The organism is Verrucosispora sp. WMMA2121 (assembly GCF_027460185.1).
In the GTDB taxonomy this organism is placed as follows: Bacteria; Actinomycetota; Actinomycetes; order Mycobacteriales; family Micromonosporaceae; genus Micromonospora; species Micromonospora palythoicola.
In genome coordinates this window covers 4,803,777-4,820,023 of the sequence record NZ_JAPZBH010000006.1, presented here as the reverse complement: position 1 = coordinate 4,820,023, position 16,247 = coordinate 4,803,777, and the positions used below count along the sequence as shown (strand labels likewise).

Annotated in this window: 15 protein-coding genes; 5 read left to right on the top strand and 10 right to left on the bottom strand. The window is 69.8% G+C overall.

Annotated features, from left to right (window positions below; translation table 11 throughout):
* Nucleotides 1-91: 91 nt before the first annotated feature.
* Nucleotides 92-787: a VOC family protein gene (locus O7605_RS30485; protein ID WP_269742418.1), complete on the bottom strand. Its 696-nt coding sequence runs from the start codon at nucleotides 785-787 to the stop codon at nucleotides 92-94.
* A gap of 269 nt (nucleotides 788-1,056) precedes the next feature.
* Between O7605_RS30485 and O7605_RS30480 the strand changes: the two genes are divergently transcribed.
* From O7605_RS30480 to O7605_RS30465, 4 genes are all read left to right on the top strand, one after another.
* Nucleotides 1,057-2,346, top strand: a complete 1,290-nt coding sequence (locus O7605_RS30480) for an ABC transporter substrate-binding protein (RefSeq protein WP_269742417.1) — start codon at nucleotides 1,057-1,059, stop codon at nucleotides 2,344-2,346.
* Between the two features lie 76 nt (nucleotides 2,347-2,422).
* The gene (locus tag O7605_RS30475) at nucleotides 2,423-3,421 is read left to right on the top strand and encodes a carbohydrate ABC transporter permease (protein WP_269742416.1); all 999 of its coding nucleotides are present in this window, start codon (nucleotides 2,423-2,425) and stop codon (nucleotides 3,419-3,421) included.
* Nucleotide 3,422: 1 nt separating this feature from the next.
* A complete protein-coding gene (locus tag O7605_RS30470; protein ID WP_269742415.1) occupies nucleotides 3,423-4,256 on the top strand; it encodes a carbohydrate ABC transporter permease in 834 nt (277 codons plus the stop codon).
* An 11-nt stretch (nucleotides 4,257-4,267) separates the two neighbouring features.
* Entirely contained in the window at nucleotides 4,268-5,476 is a 1,209-nt protein-coding gene (locus O7605_RS30465; RefSeq protein WP_269742414.1) for an ABC transporter ATP-binding protein, read from the top strand.
* A gap of 68 nt (nucleotides 5,477-5,544) precedes the next feature.
* Here the strand turns inward: O7605_RS30465 and O7605_RS30460 are convergent, their stop codons facing one another.
* The 6 genes from O7605_RS30460 to O7605_RS30435 form a co-directional block, all read right to left on the bottom strand.
* The gene (locus O7605_RS30460) at nucleotides 5,545-7,272 is read right to left on the bottom strand and encodes an IlvD/Edd family dehydratase (protein ID WP_269742413.1); all 1,728 of its coding nucleotides are present in this window, start codon (nucleotides 7,270-7,272) and stop codon (nucleotides 5,545-5,547) included.
* Nucleotides 7,273-7,357: 85 nt separating this feature from the next.
* Nucleotides 7,358-8,242 carry a carbohydrate ABC transporter permease gene (locus O7605_RS30455; RefSeq protein ID WP_269742412.1) on the bottom strand — a complete coding sequence of 295 codons (885 nt, stop codon included), beginning with the start codon at nucleotides 8,240-8,242 and terminating at the stop codon, nucleotides 7,358-7,360.
* A complete protein-coding gene (locus O7605_RS30450; RefSeq protein WP_269742411.1) occupies nucleotides 8,242-9,183 on the bottom strand; it encodes a carbohydrate ABC transporter permease in 942 nt (313 codons plus the stop codon). Before O7605_RS30450 ends, O7605_RS30455 begins: the two co-directional genes overlap by 1 nt.
* A 76-nt stretch (nucleotides 9,184-9,259) precedes the next feature.
* Nucleotides 9,260-10,600, bottom strand: coding sequence for an ABC transporter substrate-binding protein (locus O7605_RS30445; protein WP_269742410.1), 1,341 nt, complete (start codon nucleotides 10,598-10,600; stop codon nucleotides 9,260-9,262).
* Between the two features lie 48 nt (nucleotides 10,601-10,648).
* Nucleotides 10,649-12,172: an aldehyde dehydrogenase (NADP(+)) gene (locus O7605_RS30440; protein WP_269742409.1), complete on the bottom strand. Its 1,524-nt coding sequence runs from the start codon at nucleotides 12,170-12,172 to the stop codon at nucleotides 10,649-10,651.
* Nucleotides 12,169-13,353 carry a fumarylacetoacetate hydrolase family protein gene (locus tag O7605_RS30435; RefSeq protein WP_269742408.1) on the bottom strand — a complete coding sequence of 395 codons (1,185 nt, stop codon included), beginning with the start codon at nucleotides 13,351-13,353 and terminating at the stop codon, nucleotides 12,169-12,171. The genes O7605_RS30440 and O7605_RS30435 overlap by 4 nt, the downstream gene beginning before the upstream one ends.
* A 161-nt stretch (nucleotides 13,354-13,514) precedes the next feature.
* Between O7605_RS30435 and O7605_RS30430 the strand changes: the two genes are divergently transcribed.
* The gene (locus O7605_RS30430) at nucleotides 13,515-14,273 is read left to right on the top strand and encodes an IclR family transcriptional regulator (protein ID WP_269742407.1); all 759 of its coding nucleotides are present in this window, start codon (nucleotides 13,515-13,517) and stop codon (nucleotides 14,271-14,273) included.
* 19 nt (nucleotides 14,274-14,292) lie between these two features.
* On the opposite strand, the gene O7605_RS30425 is transcribed toward O7605_RS30430, so the two are convergent.
* The 3 genes from O7605_RS30425 to O7605_RS30415 all read right to left on the bottom strand — a co-directional run bounded on the left by O7605_RS30425 (nucleotide 14,293) and on the right by O7605_RS30415 (nucleotide 16,015).
* Nucleotides 14,293-15,351 (bottom strand): hypothetical protein, encoded by a 1,059-nt coding sequence (locus O7605_RS30425; RefSeq protein ID WP_269742406.1) that lies wholly within the window; start codon nucleotides 15,349-15,351, stop codon nucleotides 14,293-14,295.
* Between the two features lie 113 nt (nucleotides 15,352-15,464).
* Entirely contained in the window at nucleotides 15,465-15,719 is a 255-nt protein-coding gene (locus O7605_RS30420; RefSeq protein WP_269742405.1) for a flavin reductase, read from the bottom strand.
* Nucleotides 15,716-16,015: a hypothetical protein gene (locus tag O7605_RS30415; protein ID WP_269742404.1), complete on the bottom strand. Its 300-nt coding sequence runs from the start codon at nucleotides 16,013-16,015 to the stop codon at nucleotides 15,716-15,718. Before O7605_RS30415 ends, O7605_RS30420 begins: the two co-directional genes overlap by 4 nt.
* Nucleotides 16,016-16,247: the final 232 nt, after the last annotated feature.

Below are 16,247 nucleotides of genomic sequence, written 5' to 3'. Positions count from 1 at the left end.
CGGTGGCGTATCGACGGCGACGGCGTACGCGCTGGCGGCGGAGCTTGTTAAACGCTAGTCCACCTGACGGTCGCCCGGTAGCACCGGCCGGTCAGTCCCCCGGTGGGAAAGCGCAGAATTCGTTGCCCTCCGGGTCGGCCAACACCCACCAGGACACCGCGTCGTCCGGCTCCCGCAGCAGGGTGGCTCCGGCCCGGATCAGTGCGGACGGCTCGGGGTCGGTCAGGTCGACGTCCCAGTGCATCCGGTTCTTGACGCTCTTGCGCTCCGGCACCGGGTCGAAGACCCAGTGGTCCCAGGGGAAGCCGGCCGCGCCGTTGACCGAGGCGTACCCCTGCTCGCTGACCTCGACCTCGCCGCCGACGACGCCGGCCCACCAGGTGGCCTGGGCGCTCGGGTCGGCGGAATCCACCACCAGCTCGAACGGCCCCGGGCGGGACTCGTCTCCGGGAGCGAACGCGCAGAACAGGTTGCCGTCGGGGTCGGCCAGCACCCACCAGCTGATCTCCGAGTCCGGCTCGCGGACCAGCCGCGCGCCGGCTTCCAGCAGCGCCGCCGGGCTCGCCTCGGCCAATCGGAGGTCGAGGTGTACGCGAGTCTTGACGGTACGCGGTTCGGGCACCCGGTTGACCCAGATCGATTCCGCGCTGGCACCGGTGGGCGGGTCGACCCGGGTGTCGCCGTCACCGACGTCGACACGCTCCCCGTGCAGAATTCGGGCCCAGAACCCGCCGAGGGCGTGCGCGTCGGCGGCGTCGAGACAGAGGTCCTTGAAGCGTGCGATCATCCGCCGATCATGCCGGCCGGCACCGACATCCGCCGCCGGAGGGCGCGGCCCCGCCCGTGCCGCGGCTGCCGGTGCGCCGTGACATGGGCCACACACTTCGGTGTTTAGCGCGCCTCGGCTCGGGCAGGTTTCGCGGCTCCCCCGCTCGGGCAGTGTTTCAACCACGAAACGCAGGGGTGCGAAACCGCAGGTCACACGCCCTGGCAGTCTCGCCGTGCGCCGGGGCACGGAGACCTCCCCGGCTGTTGGCCGAGATCGAGGGGAGGGTCATGAGCGAGCGGAGTGATCCGGTCGGCGTTCGACGCCGGCCCCGCGTGCGGATGGCGGCGGCAGCCGCGGCACTGACGTTTGTGGCACCGATGGCGGCGTGTGCCTCCGGCGACGACGGCGGGGTGCCCACGATCAACCTGTACTACCCGCCGGAGCAGAACCTCCAACAGGTGGTCGACCGGTGCAACACCGAGGCGGGTGGGCGGTACCGCATCGTCAACCGGGTGCTGCCGCGGGAGGCCGACGAGCAGCGGGTGCAGATGGTGCGCCGGCTCGCGGCCGAGGATGACGGCATGGACGTGCTCGGCCTCGACGTGACCTGGACCCAGGAGTTCGCCAGCGCCGACTGGATCCGGGAGTGGACCGGGCAGGACCGCGCCGAGGTGGAGGACGGCACCCTCGAAGGGCCGTTGGAGACCGCCCGGTACGAGGACAAGCTGTACGCCGCGCCGAAGAACACGAACGTCCAGTTGCTGTGGTACCGCAAGGACCTGGTGCCCGAGCCGCCGACCACCTGGGACGAAATGATCTCGATGGCGCAGCGGCTGCGGGATCAGGGCCGGCCGCATCAGGTGCTCACCATGGGCGCCCAGTACGAGGGACTCGTGGTCCTCTACAACACCCTCGTGGCCAGCGCGGGCGGCAACATCCTCAACGACGAGGGCACCGAGGCCGTGGTGGACGACGGCGCCGTCCGGGCGCTCGAGGTGCTGCGCGACTTCGCCACCTCCGGGGTGACCTCGCCGTCGTTCAGCAACGCCACCGAGGATCCGGTGCGGCTGGAGTTCCAGAGCGGCAACGGCGCGTTCCAGGTGAACTGGCCGTACGTCTATCCGGCGATGCAGGAGGCCAACCCGGAGCTGGCCGAGCAGGTCGCCTGGGCCCGGGTGCCCGGGGTCGAGGAGGGCACGCCGGGGCGGGTCACCATCGGCGGCATCAACCTGGCCGTCAGCCGGTACTCGGAGCACCCGGCGGAGTCTTTCGAGGCGGCCAGGTGCCTGCGCAACGCGGAGAACCAGAAGTTCTCCGCGATCAACGACGGGGTGCCGCCGACCATCGAGAGCGTCTACGACGACCCGGAGATGGACGAGGCGTACCCGATGAAGGAGACCATCCTCGAACAGCTGCGGGACTCGGCGGTGCGGCCGTTGACCCCCGCGTACCAGAGCATCTCCACCGTGACCTCGGCGATCCTGTCGCCGCCGTCGGCGATCGACCCGCAGGCGACCGCCGACGAACTGCGCGAGGCGGTCGCCGCCGCCCTGGAGTCGAGGGGAGTCCTGCCGTGAGCGAGCACCGCGAGCGAACCATCGGGCTCAGTGCGCCGGTGCCTCAGGCCGGCCCGGAGCGGAGCGGAGGGACGGCATGAGCGTCAACTCGACCCCGGCCGGCGCGGACGTGGCCGCCGACGGCACCGACACCCGCAGCGGGGGGCACGCCGCGGTGCCCGCCCAACGCGACAACCGGCGCGGCAAGGCGGCGCTGAGCGAGAACAAGCGGGCCGAGCGCCGGCTGGGTTGGCTGCTGTGTGCCCCGGCGGCGCTGGTCATGCTGGCGGTGACCGCCTATCCGATCCTGTACTCGGTGTGGCTGTCGTTGCAGCGTTACGACCTGCGGTTCCCCGCCGAGCGGGAGTTCGTCGGTCTGCAGAACTACGCCACCGTGCTCACCAACGAGTTCTGGTGGACGGCGTTCGGGGTGACCATGCTGATCACAGTGGTCACCGTGGCCGTGGAGCTGGTGCTCGGCATGGGCCTCGCGCTGATCATGCACCGTACGCTGGTCGGGCGGGGGATCGTCCGGACCTCGGCGCTGATCCCGTACGGCATCGTCACGGTGGTGGCCGCCTTCTCCTGGCGGTACGCGTGGACGCCGGGCACCGGGTACCTGGCCAACCTGTTTTCCGACGGTGCGCCGTTGACCGAGCGGGCCAGCTCGCTGGCGATCATCATGCTGGCGGAGATCTGGAAGACCACGCCGTTCATGGCGCTGCTGCTGATGGCGGGCTTGGCGCTGGTGCCGGAGGATCTGCTCAAGGCCGCCTCCACCGACGGCGCGACCGCCTGGCAGCGGTTCACCAAGGTGATGCTGCCGGTGATGAAGCCGGCGATCCTGGTGGCGCTGCTGTTCCGCACCCTGGACGCGTTCCGGGTCTTCGACAACATCTACGTGCTCACGTCGGGGGCCAACGAGACCTCGTCGGTGTCGATGATCGCCTACAACAACCTGATCCGAGGGCTGAACCTCGGCATCGGCTCGACCATGTCGGTGCTGATCTTCATCACCGTGGCGATCATCGCGTTCGTCTTCGTGAAGCTGTTCGGTACCGCTGCCCCGGGCAGCGACGACGGAGAGAGGCGCTGACATGGCTGACACCACCACCCGGGCCAAGGTGCGCTGGGGCCTGCTGGACGTCGCCGTGGTCGTGTTCGCGCTGACCCCGGTGCTGTGGATCATGTCGCTGTCGTTCAAGACGCCGGCGACGCTCACCGACGGGAAGTTCATTCCACGGGAATGGACGCTGGAGAACTACCGGACGATCTTCGCCACCGACCAGTTCGTTCGCGCGTTGGTCAACTCCATCGGCATCGCGTTGATCGCCACCGCGATCGCCGTGGTGCTCGGCGCGATGGCCGCGTACGCGATCTCGCGGTTGGACTTCCCCGGCAAGCGGCTGCTCGTCGGCGTCTCGCTGCTGATCGCGATGTTCCCGCAGGTGTCGCTGGTCTCGCCACTGTTCGAGATCGAGCGGCAACTGGGCCTGTTCGACACCTGGCCGGGCCTGATCCTGCCGTACATCACCTTCGCGCTGCCGCTGGCGATCTACACGCTGTCGGCGTTCTTCAAGCAGATCCCGTGGGACCTGGAGAAGGCCGCCAAGATGGACGGCGCCACCCAGGGGCAGGCGTTCCGGCGGGTGATCGCCCCGCTGGCCGCGCCGGGACTGTTCACCACGGCCATCCTGGTCTTCATCTTCTGCTGGAACGACTTCCTGTTCGCCATCTCGCTGACCTCCACGGAGCGTTCGCGCACGGTGCCGGTGGCGTTGTCGTTCTTCACCGGTGCCTCGCAGTTCGAGGACCCGACCGGCGCGATCTGCGCCGCCGCCGTGGTGATCACGGTGCCGATCATCCTCTTCGTCCTCTTCTTCCAGCGCCGCATCGTCTCCGGTCTGACCTCCGGCGCCGTCAAGGGATAGGTGAGAAACTCGTGGCTGACATCGTGCTGGACAAGGTGAGCAAGAAGTTCCCGGACGGCACCACAGCGGTGCGCGACGTCGACCTGGAGATCGCCGACGGCGAGTTCGTCATCCTGGTCGGCCCCTCCGGCTGCGGCAAGTCCACCACCCTCAACATGATCGCCGGGTTGGAGGACATCAGCTCCGGTGAGCTGCGCATCGGCGGGCAGCGGGTCAACGACAAGGCCCCCCGCGACCGGGACATCGCCATGGTGTTCCAGTCGTACGCGCTCTACCCGAACATGACCGTCCGGGAGAACATGGCCTTCCCGCTGCGGCTGGCGAAGCTGGACAAGGAGACGATCGCGCAGAAGGTGGAGGACGCGGCGAAGGTCCTGGAGCTGACGCCGCTGCTGGACCGCAAGCCGGCCAACCTCTCCGGCGGGCAGCGGCAGCGGGTGGCGATGGGCCGGGCGATCGTCCGGCAGCCCAAGGCGTTCCTGATGGACGAGCCGCTGTCCAACCTGGACGCCAAGCTGCGGGTGCAGATGCGGACCGTGGTGTCCCGCCTGCAGAAGCAGCTCGGCACCACCACCGTCTACGTCACCCACGACCAGACCGAGGCGATGACCCTCGGCGACCGCGTGGTGATCATGCGCGGTGGTGCGGTGCAGCAGGTCGGTCCGCCGCAGGAGCTGTACGACCACCCGAACAACCTCTTCGTGGCCGGGTTCATCGGCTCACCGTCGATGAACTTCCTCACCGCCACGGTCGAGGACGGCACGCTGCGTACCGCCCTGGGTGACGTGCCGATCGGCGACCGGATCCGCCGCGAGCTGGAGGGGGCCGACGCCCCTCGGGAGCTGATCCTCGGCATCCGTCCGGAACACTTCGAGGACGCCGAGCTGGTCGACGAGGAGACCCGCCGTCGGGGCACGGAGTTCACCGCCCCGGTGGACATCGTCGAGTCGATGGGCTCGGACAAGTACGTCTACCTGAGCGTCGAGGGGGAGCGGGCCACCTCCGCCGAACTCGAGGAGTTGGCCGCCGACGCGGGCGCGGCCGACTTCGGCGGTGCCGGGTCGAACCTGGTCACCCGGCTGTCGGCGGAGTCGACCGTCACCGAGGGGGAGGACCGGCGGGTCTGGTTCAACCTGGAGAAGATCCACCTGTTCGACCCGTCCGACGGCCGCAACCTGACGCTGCACGAGGGCCGCGCGGCCGGCACCCTCGCCGACTGACCGGTCGCGATGACCGCTGGGTACATCTGTTGTCGTCCCAGCGACAACAGATGTACCCAGGTGACCGGTCAGTGTGAGTGCCGGGGCACCGCGCTGCCGCTGCCGCCGACAAGGAAGTCCAGGTCGGCGCCCTTGTCGGCCTGCTGGACGTGCTCGCTGTACAGGCGTAGCCAACCGCGGTCCGCCGCCGGTCGCGGCGGCTGCCAGGCGGCGCGGCGTTCGGCGAGTTCGGTCTCGTCGACCAGCAGGTCGAGGCGGCGGGTCGGGACGTCGAGGCGGACGAGGTCGCCGGTGCGGACCAGCGCGAGTGGACCGCCCACCGACGCCTCCGGCGCCGTGTGCAGGACGCAGGTGCCGTAGCCGGTGCCGCTCATCCGGGCGTCGGAGATCCGCACCATGTCCGTGACGCCGTCGGCGAGCAGCCGTCGTGGCATCGGCACGTTGCCCACCTCGGGGAACCCCGGGTAGCCGCGCGGTCCGGCGTTGCGCACCACGATGACGGTGTCGGGCGTGACGTCGAGATCCGGATCGTCGGCGGCGACGGCGTACTCCTCGATCCGGTCGAAGACCAGCGCCGGCCCGGTGTGGGTGAGCAGGTGCGCCGAGGCGGCCGAGACCTTCAGCACCGCCCCGGACGGGGCGAGGGATCCACGCAGCACGACGGTGCCCGATCCGGCGGGCTGGAAGGGTTCGGCGAGGGTGCCGATGACCTGCCGGTTCCAGCACTGGACGCCGTCGATGTTGTCGGCCACGCTCTTCCCGCTGACCGTGATCTGGTCCAGGTGCAGGAAGGGGGCGATCTCCGCCATCACCGCCGGCACCCCACCGGCGTACGCGAAGTCCTCCATCAGGTACGTCCCGGACGGCATCAGGTTGACCAGCATGGGCACGTCGCCGGTGAGGGCGTCGAAGTCCTCGAGCGACAGGGGCACGCCGACGCGGCCGGCGATGGCCAGCAGGTGCACCACGGCGTTGGTGGAGCCGCCGATCGCGGCGTTGACCCGGATGGCGTTCTCGAACGCCTCGCGGGTGAGCACCGTGGACAGGCGCTGGTCCTGGTCGACCATGGCGACGATGCGCCGCCCGGCGGCGTGGGCGAGCGCGTACCGTCGGGAGTCGACCGCCGGAACCGCGGCGGCGCCCGGCAGCTGCACGCCCAACGCCTCGGTCACGCAGGCCATCGTGGAGGCGGTGCCCATGGTCATGCAGTGACCCCGGCTACGGGACATGCAGACCTCCGCCTCGGCGCAGTCGGCCGCGGTCACCAGGCCGGCGCGGAGATCCTCGGTGAAGCGCCAGACGGCGGTGCCGGACCCGATGTCCTGGCCGCGGAACTTGCCGTTGAGCATCGGCCCGCCGGTGATCAACAGGGTCGGCAGGTCGACGCTGGCCGCCCCCATCAGCAGACCGGGTGTGGTCTTGTCGCAGCCGGAGAGCAGCACCACGCCGTCGAGCGGGTTGGCCCGGATCAGTTCCTCCGCCTCCATCGCCAGCAGGTTGCGGTAGAGCATGGTGGTGGGCCGCATGAGGGGTTCGCCGAGGCTCATCGCGGGAAACTCCAGCGGCAGGCCGCCGCTCTCCCAGATGCCGCGCTTCACCGATTCGGCCAGCTCGCGCAGGTGGGCGTTGCACGGGGTCAGCTCCGACCAGGTGGTGGCGATGCCGATCACCGGCCGGCCGTCGAAGACGTCGTCGGCGAAGCCCTGGTTGCGCATCCAGGAGCGATGGATGAACCCGTTGCGGCCGTCGGCACCGAACCACTGGCCGCTGCGCAACGGTCGACTCGTCATCGACATCGGCACACCTTCCTGTCAACGGTCTGGCCGCGCGGTGCGCGGCGGTCGAGGGGGGATGAACGGTTGATCGGTCGGCGGTGGCGAGCTACCGGAGGCCCCCGACGGACAGCCCGCCGCGCCAGTGTCGTTGGAGGCTGAAGAACGCGATGATCAGTGGAATGACCGACACGAGGGAGCCCAGGATGATCAGGCTCCACAGCGAGGTGCCGCCCGCGTTGTTCGCCGAGGCGACCCCCTGCCACAGGCCCAGGCCGACGGTGACCGGGAAGAGCCGGTTGTCGGAGAGCATGGCCAGCGGCAGGAAGTAGTTGTTCCAGGACGCGACGGCGGACAGCAGGAGAACGGTGACCACCGCGGGACGCATCAGCGGGAGGGCGATCTGGAGGAACGTCCGTACCTCGCCCGCGCCGTCGGCCCGCGCCGCGTCCAGGATCTCGTCGGGCACCGCGTCGCGCGCGTACACGTGCATCAGGTAGACACCGAACGGGTTGAGCAGCGAGGGGAGGATCACGGCCCAGACCGTGTTCGTCAGGCCGAGCCGGGCGAACATGATGAAGGTCGGGATGACCAGGGCGGTGGCGGGCACCATCAGTGCGCCGAGCACGACGGCGAAGCTGAAGCGCCGGGCGGCGAACCGGTACTTGGCGAACCCGTAGCCGGCCATGACCGCCAGGACGGTGGCACCGACCCCACCGGCGAGGGCGTACAACGTGGAGTTCAGCAGCCACCGCAGGTAGATGCCCCCGTCGTAGGTGAACAACTGCCTGAGGTTGCCGAGGTAGTCGACCTGGTCGGCGAACCAGAGGGTGTTGCCGCCGCCGAACAGGCCCGGTGCGTCCTTGGAGCTGTTGACGACGACCCACCAGAACGGCACGAGGAAGTAGATCACCAGGAAGCCGAGCAGGATCTGCAGCGGAAGGTGGCGCTGCGCGCGGCGGTGGCCGGCGCTGGCGCTGTCGCTCTCGGACATCAGAGGAAGCTCCTCCGCTTGCGGGTGAAGAACAGGAAGGCGTAGACGCAGATGAAGACGACTCCGCCGAGGGCAAACGAGATCGCCGACCCGTAGTTGAAGTTGGCCAGCCCGAACGCCTGCTGGTACGCGTACATGTTGGGCGTGAAGTCCGAGCCGATCGTGCCCGCCGCGAGGTATCGCAGGATCTGCGGCTCGTTGAAGAACTGCAGGGTGCCGATCAGCGAGAAGACCAGGATCAGGATCAGCGCGGGCGCGATCAGCGGAATCTTGATCCGCCGGGCGACCTGCCATCGTCCGGCGCCGTCCATGCGGGCGGCCTCGTAGAGCGTGGGGTCGATGCCCTGCAGGGCCGCGTACAGGATGATCATGTAGTAGCCGGCCCACTGCCAGGTGACGATGTTCAGCAGGCCGTAGAAGATCAGGTTGCTGCTGAGGAAGTCGGGTGCGGTGGCACCGAAGAAGCCGAAGACGTCGGTGAGCGGGCCGAAGCTCCGGCTGTACAGGAACCCCCACATCACCGCCCCGATGACCGTGGGGATCGCGTACGGCAGGAAGATCATGAGGCGGGAGAAGCGGGTGAACAGCGAGGTCACCGCGTCCAGGATGAGCGCCATGGCCAGCGCGACGGCGATCTGGACCGGAATGGCGACCAACGCGAAGCGGATGACGAACCACGCTCCGGACAGGAAGCTCGGGTCGGTGAACGCCTTCACGTAGTTGTCGAACAGGACGAAGCTGGTGCCGCCGATCAGCTTCTTCTGGAACAGGCTGAGGTAGAGCGCGTACCCCAGCGGGGCGATGAGGAAGGCGAGGAAGACGACCCCGAACGGCCCGACGAACAGCCACCCCGTCAGGTGCTCCCGGCGGTGGATCGTGCCTCGGGTCTTGCGCTTCTCATGGCGGGTGCGCGGTGCGCGTTTGGCGGTGATCGATGTCATCTCGGGCTCCGGGACGTGGGCCGCTGGGGGTCGAGGGTGGGCCGGCCGGGGGAGGACGGCCGGCCCACCCGGTCGGTCACTGAACGGTGAAACCTTGTTCGGTGGCGTGTTTCGTCACGTCTTCCTGGATCCGGTCGGCAGCCTGCGAACCGGTGATGGAGCCGGCGCTCATCTCGCTGATCTGCTTGGTCATCGCGTCGAAGTAGTACTGACCGAACGGGCTGTAGACGACGCCCTGGTAGGCGTTGGCGGCCGGGATGTACACCTCCTTGTTCGCCTGTTGGCCGTCGAAGAACGCCACCTCGAGGTCGACGAACTCGGGATCGTTGAGCGCGGTCAGGTTGAGCGGGAAGATGATCTGGTTGGTCCAGCCGTCGGTGAGTGACTCCTGGTCGGCGTAGAGGCCGTAGGCGGCCTTGGCCGCGAGTTCCGGCTGTTTCGACTGGCTGGTGACCGAGAACGCCGACCCGCCCCAGTTCACCTGGACCGGACTGCTCAGGTCCCACTGCGGCAGGGGCGCCACCGCGAAGGTGCCGGTGTCCTGTCCCTGGCCGACGCCCGCGCCGGTCAGGTACCCGGGCGCCCAGGCGGCGGAGATGTAGGTCGCGTAGTTGCCGTTGATGACTCCGGAGATGTACTCCGGGGTGAACTGGTCCTGCGTTCCGACCAGGCCCTTGCGGACCAGGCCGCCCCAGTAGTCGAGCACATCCTTGGAGGCCTGGTCGTTCAGCCGTACCCCGATCGACTCGGGCTGGGCGGGATCGTAGGTGAACGGGGCCGCGCCCTTCTGGATCTGCAGCGCCATCATCAGCGCCGGGACGTTCGCGCCGAGGTCGCCGAAGAGCGGTCCACCGGCGTCCTTCACCTTCTGGGCGGCCTGTTCGTACTCGGCCCAGGTCTTGGGCGGGGTGACGTCGTACTTGTCGAAGATGTCCTTCCGGTAGATCATCGCCAGCGGACCACCGTCGACCGGTACGCCGTAGACCGCGTCACCGACCGAGACGTCCTTCCAGGCGCCTTCGCCGTAGTTGGCCCGGACCGCGTCGAGGCCGTACCCGCTGATGTCGACGAGCGCGTTCTGGATCTGGAAGGTCGGGATCCGGTCCATCTCGACCATGACCACGTCGGGCGCGCCGGTGCCCGCCGAGATGGCCGTCTGGAACTTGTCGTACTGGTCACCGCCCTGTCCGACATTGGTCCAGCAGACCTGGACCTCGTCGTTGGCCTTGTTGAAGTTGTCCACGACCAGTTGCATGTTGGGGTACCAGGCCCACATCGTGACAACCGGCAGATCCTGCTTGGTGATGGTGTTGGTGCAGTTGCTCGCGTCGCTGCCGCCGTCGTCCGAGGAGCAGGCGACCAGGCCGATCGTGGCGGCGAGCATCGCGGCCGTGGCGAGTGTTCGTGTCGTCTTCATTGACGTGGTTCCCTTCGGGCTCGGTGCGCGAGGTGCCATGCGTCGACGTCAGGGCTGGGGATCGGTCCCGGGCACCCACCTCCCGTCGACTCGGCGGGGAATGGCGGTGTACTCGTCTCGCAACTCCTCGGGGAGGATCCACTCCGGAGCGTTCTGCCAGGCCAGCGGGCGCAGGAAGCGTCGGATCGAGGTGGCGCCCACCGAGGTGTGCACGGCGTTGGTCGACGGCCAGGGACCACCGTGGTGCTGCGCCCACGACACCCGGACGCCGGTGGGGTAGCCGTCGAAGACGATCCGACCGGCGCGGGCGGCGAAGACGTCGACCAGCCGGCGTACGGCGTCGGTGTCGTCGCCCGGCCCGCGGTGCACGGAGCCGGTGAGTGACGGCGGCACGGTCGCCAGCGCGGCGTCGAGGTCGGCGACGTCGCGGTAGCGGACCACGACCAGCAGCGGGCCGAAGCACTCGTCGGCGATCTCGGCGGTCAGGCCCGGCAGGTCGACCTCCAGCAGCGTCGGTGCCACCGTGAAGCCCGCTCCGGCGTCGATCCGGGGCTGCGCGACGAGGCGGGCGCCGGCCTTCTCCAACGCGGTGGCTCCGCTCTCGTACGCGTCCCGGATGCGCTGGTTCAGCAGGACCGATCCGCCAGCGGAGGCGACCTTGCCCCGGAGCGTGTCGACCAGGCGGTCACCTGCCGGGTCCGCCGGGAGGAACGCCAGCCCCGGCTTGGTGCAGAGCTGGCCGCCCGACGCGGTGAAGGAGGCGAACAAACCGTCGGCGATCTGGTCCCCCCGGCCGGCCGCCGCGTCGGGCAGCACGACGATCGGGTTCACGCTGCCCAGTTCGGCATACAACGGGATGGGGTCGGCGCGTTCGCCGATGGCCGCCTGGATGGCGCGGGCCGCGCCGACCGAGCCGGTCAGGGCGGCGGCCCGGATCGCCGGCTGGCGGACCAGCCAACGGCCGGCCCGCTCCCCGTACACGGCGGTGAGCACACCGTCGGGCCCGCCCAGGTCGCGCACGGCCGACTCGATCGCGTCGGCGGAGGCGCGCGACGTCAGCGGATGGGACGGGTGCGCCTTCGCCACCGTGGGACAGCCGGCGGCCAGCGCCGAGGCGGTGTCGCCGCCGGCGACGGAGAAGGCGAACGGGAAGTTGCTGGCGCCGAAGACGGCCACCGGCCCGAGGGGTACGAGCATCCGTCGCACGTCCGGGCCGGCCCCGAGGGGCGTGTCGGCGGCGTGGTCGATGGCCGCCTCCAGGTACCCACCGTCGCGCAGCACCGCCGCGAACATCCGGAACTGGACCGCCGCCCGGGTCAGCTCCGAGTCGAGTCGCGCCTGACCCAGCCCGGTCTCCGCCTCCGCCGTCGCGACCAGATCCGCCCGTCGGGACTCCAGGGCGGCCGCGACCGCCTCCAGCAACCGCGCCCGGCCGGCCCTGCCCAGGTCGGACAGCCACTGTGCCGCCCGGGACGCCTGGCCGGCGATCGCCGCCACGCCGGACTCGTCCGTCTCGACGAGATCCGTCGGGTGCTGCCGGCCGTCGCGCGGATCGGTGGTGGTGACTTTCACAGCAGTCCTCTCCTTGCCAGATTGCCCATGAGATCGCGGACGCCGAACCGCCACGGCTCGCACCGCTCCGCGTGCCACACCCGGTTGACCAGGGTGCCGAGCGCCGGGCAGTCGATCCGCACCACGTCGTCGACCTGGTGGGTGAAGCCCTCGCCGGGGCGTTCGCGGTCCTGGGTGGGAGCGAACATGGTGCCGAGCATCAGGACGGCGCCGTCGGGATACTGGTGGTGCGGGCCGATCAACTGCCGGACCAGCGACTCCGGGTCGCGTGCCATCCGCGCCATCTCCGAGGTCGCCGCCAGGTGGAAGTCGTCCACCCCGTGGACCTGGAGCCCCACCGTCAGCTCGCGTACCCGACTGAGCGGAAACCGCTCGTCGAACAGCCGGATCAACGGACCGAGGGCGCAGGAGGCGTTGTTGTCCTTGGCCCGGGGGAGCAGCAGCGCCGAGCGTCCCTCGACGTCGCGCAGGTTCACGTCGTTGCCCAGGGTGGCACCGACGATCCGGCCGCTGGACTGGGCGATGAGCGCGACCTCGGGCTCCGGGTTGTTCCAGGTCGAGGCCGCGAGTACGCCGACCGGGACGGCGGTGCCGACGGCGGAGAGCGGCTGGCCCTTCGTGAAGATCTCGGCGTCCGGCCCGATCCCCACCTCCAGGTACTGACTCCAGAGGCCCTCGGCGACCAGTGCGGCCTTGAGCCGCTCCGCCTCGACCGAGCCGGGGACCAGGCTGTCCAGGTCGGCACCGATGTCGGCGAACATCCGGCCACGGATGTCCGCCGCGCGGGTCAGGTCTCCCCGGGCCCGCTCCTCGATGACGCGTTCGAGCATCGAGACGGGGAAGGTCACGCCGGCAGCCTTGAGCGCTTGCAGGTCGACCGGGGCGAGCAGCCAGGGCCGGCTCCGGTCCCGGTCCGTGGCACCGGTGTTGGCCAGCAGCTCGTCGAAGCCGCCGACCCGTGGCCCGTCCGACCCGGCCACGGTCTTGGCGGGTTCGGGCAGCTCGCAGATGTCCCGGACGGTCGGGAACCGGCGGCTGAGGTCGATGACGTCGCCGTCGCGGACGGTCACCGGGGAGGGGCCGTCGACGGACGGGTCCCAGATCCGGCCGATGAGGACGCTGTCCTCGGCATCGTCCGGCAACGCCTCGGCGGCACCGCCGAACCAGGGCTCCTTGCTCATCGTCGCTCCCCTGTGGCAGGTCAGAGTCGCCGAGCTGGAATCTGCAACGATCGTAGCGCTATATGCAACGGTGTCAACGGCCTGTTGCGAGAGCAGCGCAAGCCGTTGCGTATGATGCAACGGGCGATCGTCGGGGTCGCCGCGTGGAGGGAGACGCCACCGTGTCGCAATCGGTTCGCCGTGCGGTCGACCTGATCCGTCGCGCCGCGGAACATCCGCTGTCCCTCACCGAGGCGGCGGACGTCCTGGGGGTCCACAAGTCCACCGCCCTGCGGATCCTCCAGACGCTCGAATCGGCGCGTTTCGTCCGCCGGACCGGCGCCGGGACCTACGTGCTCGGCAGCGGCATCATCGAACTGTCGGAACTCGCGCTGGGCTCGATGGACCTGCGCCAGTTCGCCGCCGCGCCCCTGCGAACGCTCCAGCGCAAGACCGGCCACACCGTGCACCTGGCGCAGTTGACCGGCGACGAGATCATCTATATCGACAAGGTCGACAGCCCGGCCGTCGACGCGGTCAAGCTACCGTCGCGGATCGGGCGCGCGGTCTCGATCTACGCGAGCGCCGTGGGCAAGACCATCCTGGCGTACCTGCCGACGGCGGAACGCGACCGCCTCCTGTCCCACGTCGTCTTCGAACGGTTCACCCCCACCACGTACGCCGACCGCGAGTCGCTCGACGCCGAACTCGTCCGCATCCGCGACCAGGGTTGGGCCGTCGACAACGGCGAACACGACACGTACGTCATGTGCGTGGCCGCGCCGATCAGGGACTCCCGTGGACGGGTCATCGCCGCCGCCTCGATGACCGCGATCGAGGTCATCGCGAGCCTCGACCAGCTCAAGGAGAGCCTTCCCCTGCTGCTCGACACCGCGAACCAGATCTCCGGCGAACTCGGCCACACCGCCGAACCCGCCTGATCGAGCGTCGCGGTACCGGTCAGACCGGCGGGAGCGGGTTGAGGCGGGCGAAGACGTGCTCGGGATGGCCGTACTTCTCAAGGAATCGCTGCCGTACGAACGCCAGGTCCGGGTCGCCGTCGGTGATCACATCCACCTCGTGCACCGTCCCGGGGCACCGTCGCAGCTCCACTCTGACCGAGCCGTTGTGGGCGCGGGCAAGATGGGCGATCACCCGAGCGTCGGCCAGGTAGTGCCGGTCGCCGATGTCGAGAAACCGGCACGAGTACCGCCGTCGTCCCTCCTCGTCGGTGAGGGTGACACCCGTCAGCCAGTACTCGGTGAGCGCCACGCCACCGTCCCACAGCTCGTCGGCGCGTTCGGTGACGAAGCTGCCGAGCGGCGACACCGTGGAGACCTCCAGTTGCGAGTGATCGCCGGAGAGCTTGCCCAGCGGTAGGAACGACGCCAGCAACTTGTCGTCCCACTGGTACATCTGCACCGATGCGGCGGCGGTGTAGAGCCGGACCTCGAAGCGTGCGCGGGAGGTCTCGTCAAGGCCCTGCCGAAAGGCTTCGAGTGTTTGCAGGTTGCGGCGCGATTCCTGGCTCACGTCGCGGCGTCCGGCCAACTCGGTCGTCCGCAGCACCGCGGCCACCGAGTCAGGGTGCATCAGCAGGACCTCGACCCGGCCGCCCCGGCGTATCAGACCCGCCGCCGCGGCGAGGAATCGCTGGCTGTACGGCGGCGAGAACAACCGCGAGAACGTGTGCAGGACGCGCACCGACCTGGTCGCGGTCATCACCCGGTCGGTGTACCAGGAGAAGTCGAGGTGGCGGTGTTCGCGGACGCGGCCCTGCTGGGAGCGCCGGACGATCGGGGTGAGCGCGAAGATCACCACCAGTGCACCGACGAACTCGGCGCCCAACTCCATCGCCAGCGTGCGGCCGTACTCGGCGGCACCGCGAGCCAGGAGGAGCATCACGGCGGACAGTCCGGCGAAGAACAGCAGGACCGGAAGCGTCCGCGTCCGCACGCCGTGCGCCAGACGCACCCAGGCCGACCGGGCCAGCAGCTCCATCGACGATCGCCGTGCCATGCCCCGAAGCGTACGAGGCCAGGTCACCACCGGGCGATCACCGAAAACGCCGGTCGTCGGCAGAGCCCGCCCCGCGCCCGCACCGGGGGAGTGCGCGGACCGGGGCGGGCGGCCTACCTGGATCGGGCCGGCACCCAGTCGGTGAACCGCGGGTGCAGGTCGGTGGGCGGCTCGCCGCCGCACGCCGCGGCGAACTGCTCGGCGGCCTCCTCGCGCAGCGTCACGAGATAGACCATCAGGCCTGGCAGGTTCTCCCGGTACTCGGCGAGCAGCCGTAGCTTCGCGGGAGAACAGGGCCAGGCGATCCCGCAGGCCCGGCACCGCCAGGTCGGACGGGACGCGACATGCTCGTGCGGGCCGGTGCTCACCCGTCCGCCCGCGTGGGGCGGGAGCGGGGCGGGCGTCCACGCGCGGCGTAGGGGACCGGTGGCACGTTCACCGGCCGCATGCCGTGCGGCATCACGAACAACTGCCGCTTCTCCGTCGCGTCGCCGTGCCGGTCGAGCTGATAGCAGTCCACCCAGGTCCACCCGTGCGGCGGGTGCCGGTCGGGCAACTCGCGGATCACCCGCACCAGGATCGGGCTGGCGAACTGCGGGGAGGCCGCGCGGTCCAGGAGGTACACGCCGGGGGAGACCCGAGGGGTGCCGTCCTCCCGCGTCACCCGACATGGCGACGATCAAGGCGGGCCGGCCGGCGGAACGCGGATATGGCGGTGGCGGGCTCCGGAACGGGCACCGTGGGCCTCCTCAGTCGACAGAGTGGGGGAGGGCCGCCCGAGAGTGCTCGCCCGTCGGGCGGCCCGGTGCTGGTCCCGCCGACGGGCCGTGCCACGTCCGCGGTTCCGCTGGTGACACTCTGCTAGGGCGGCCATTACTCTCGGAAGGTGCTTTCGT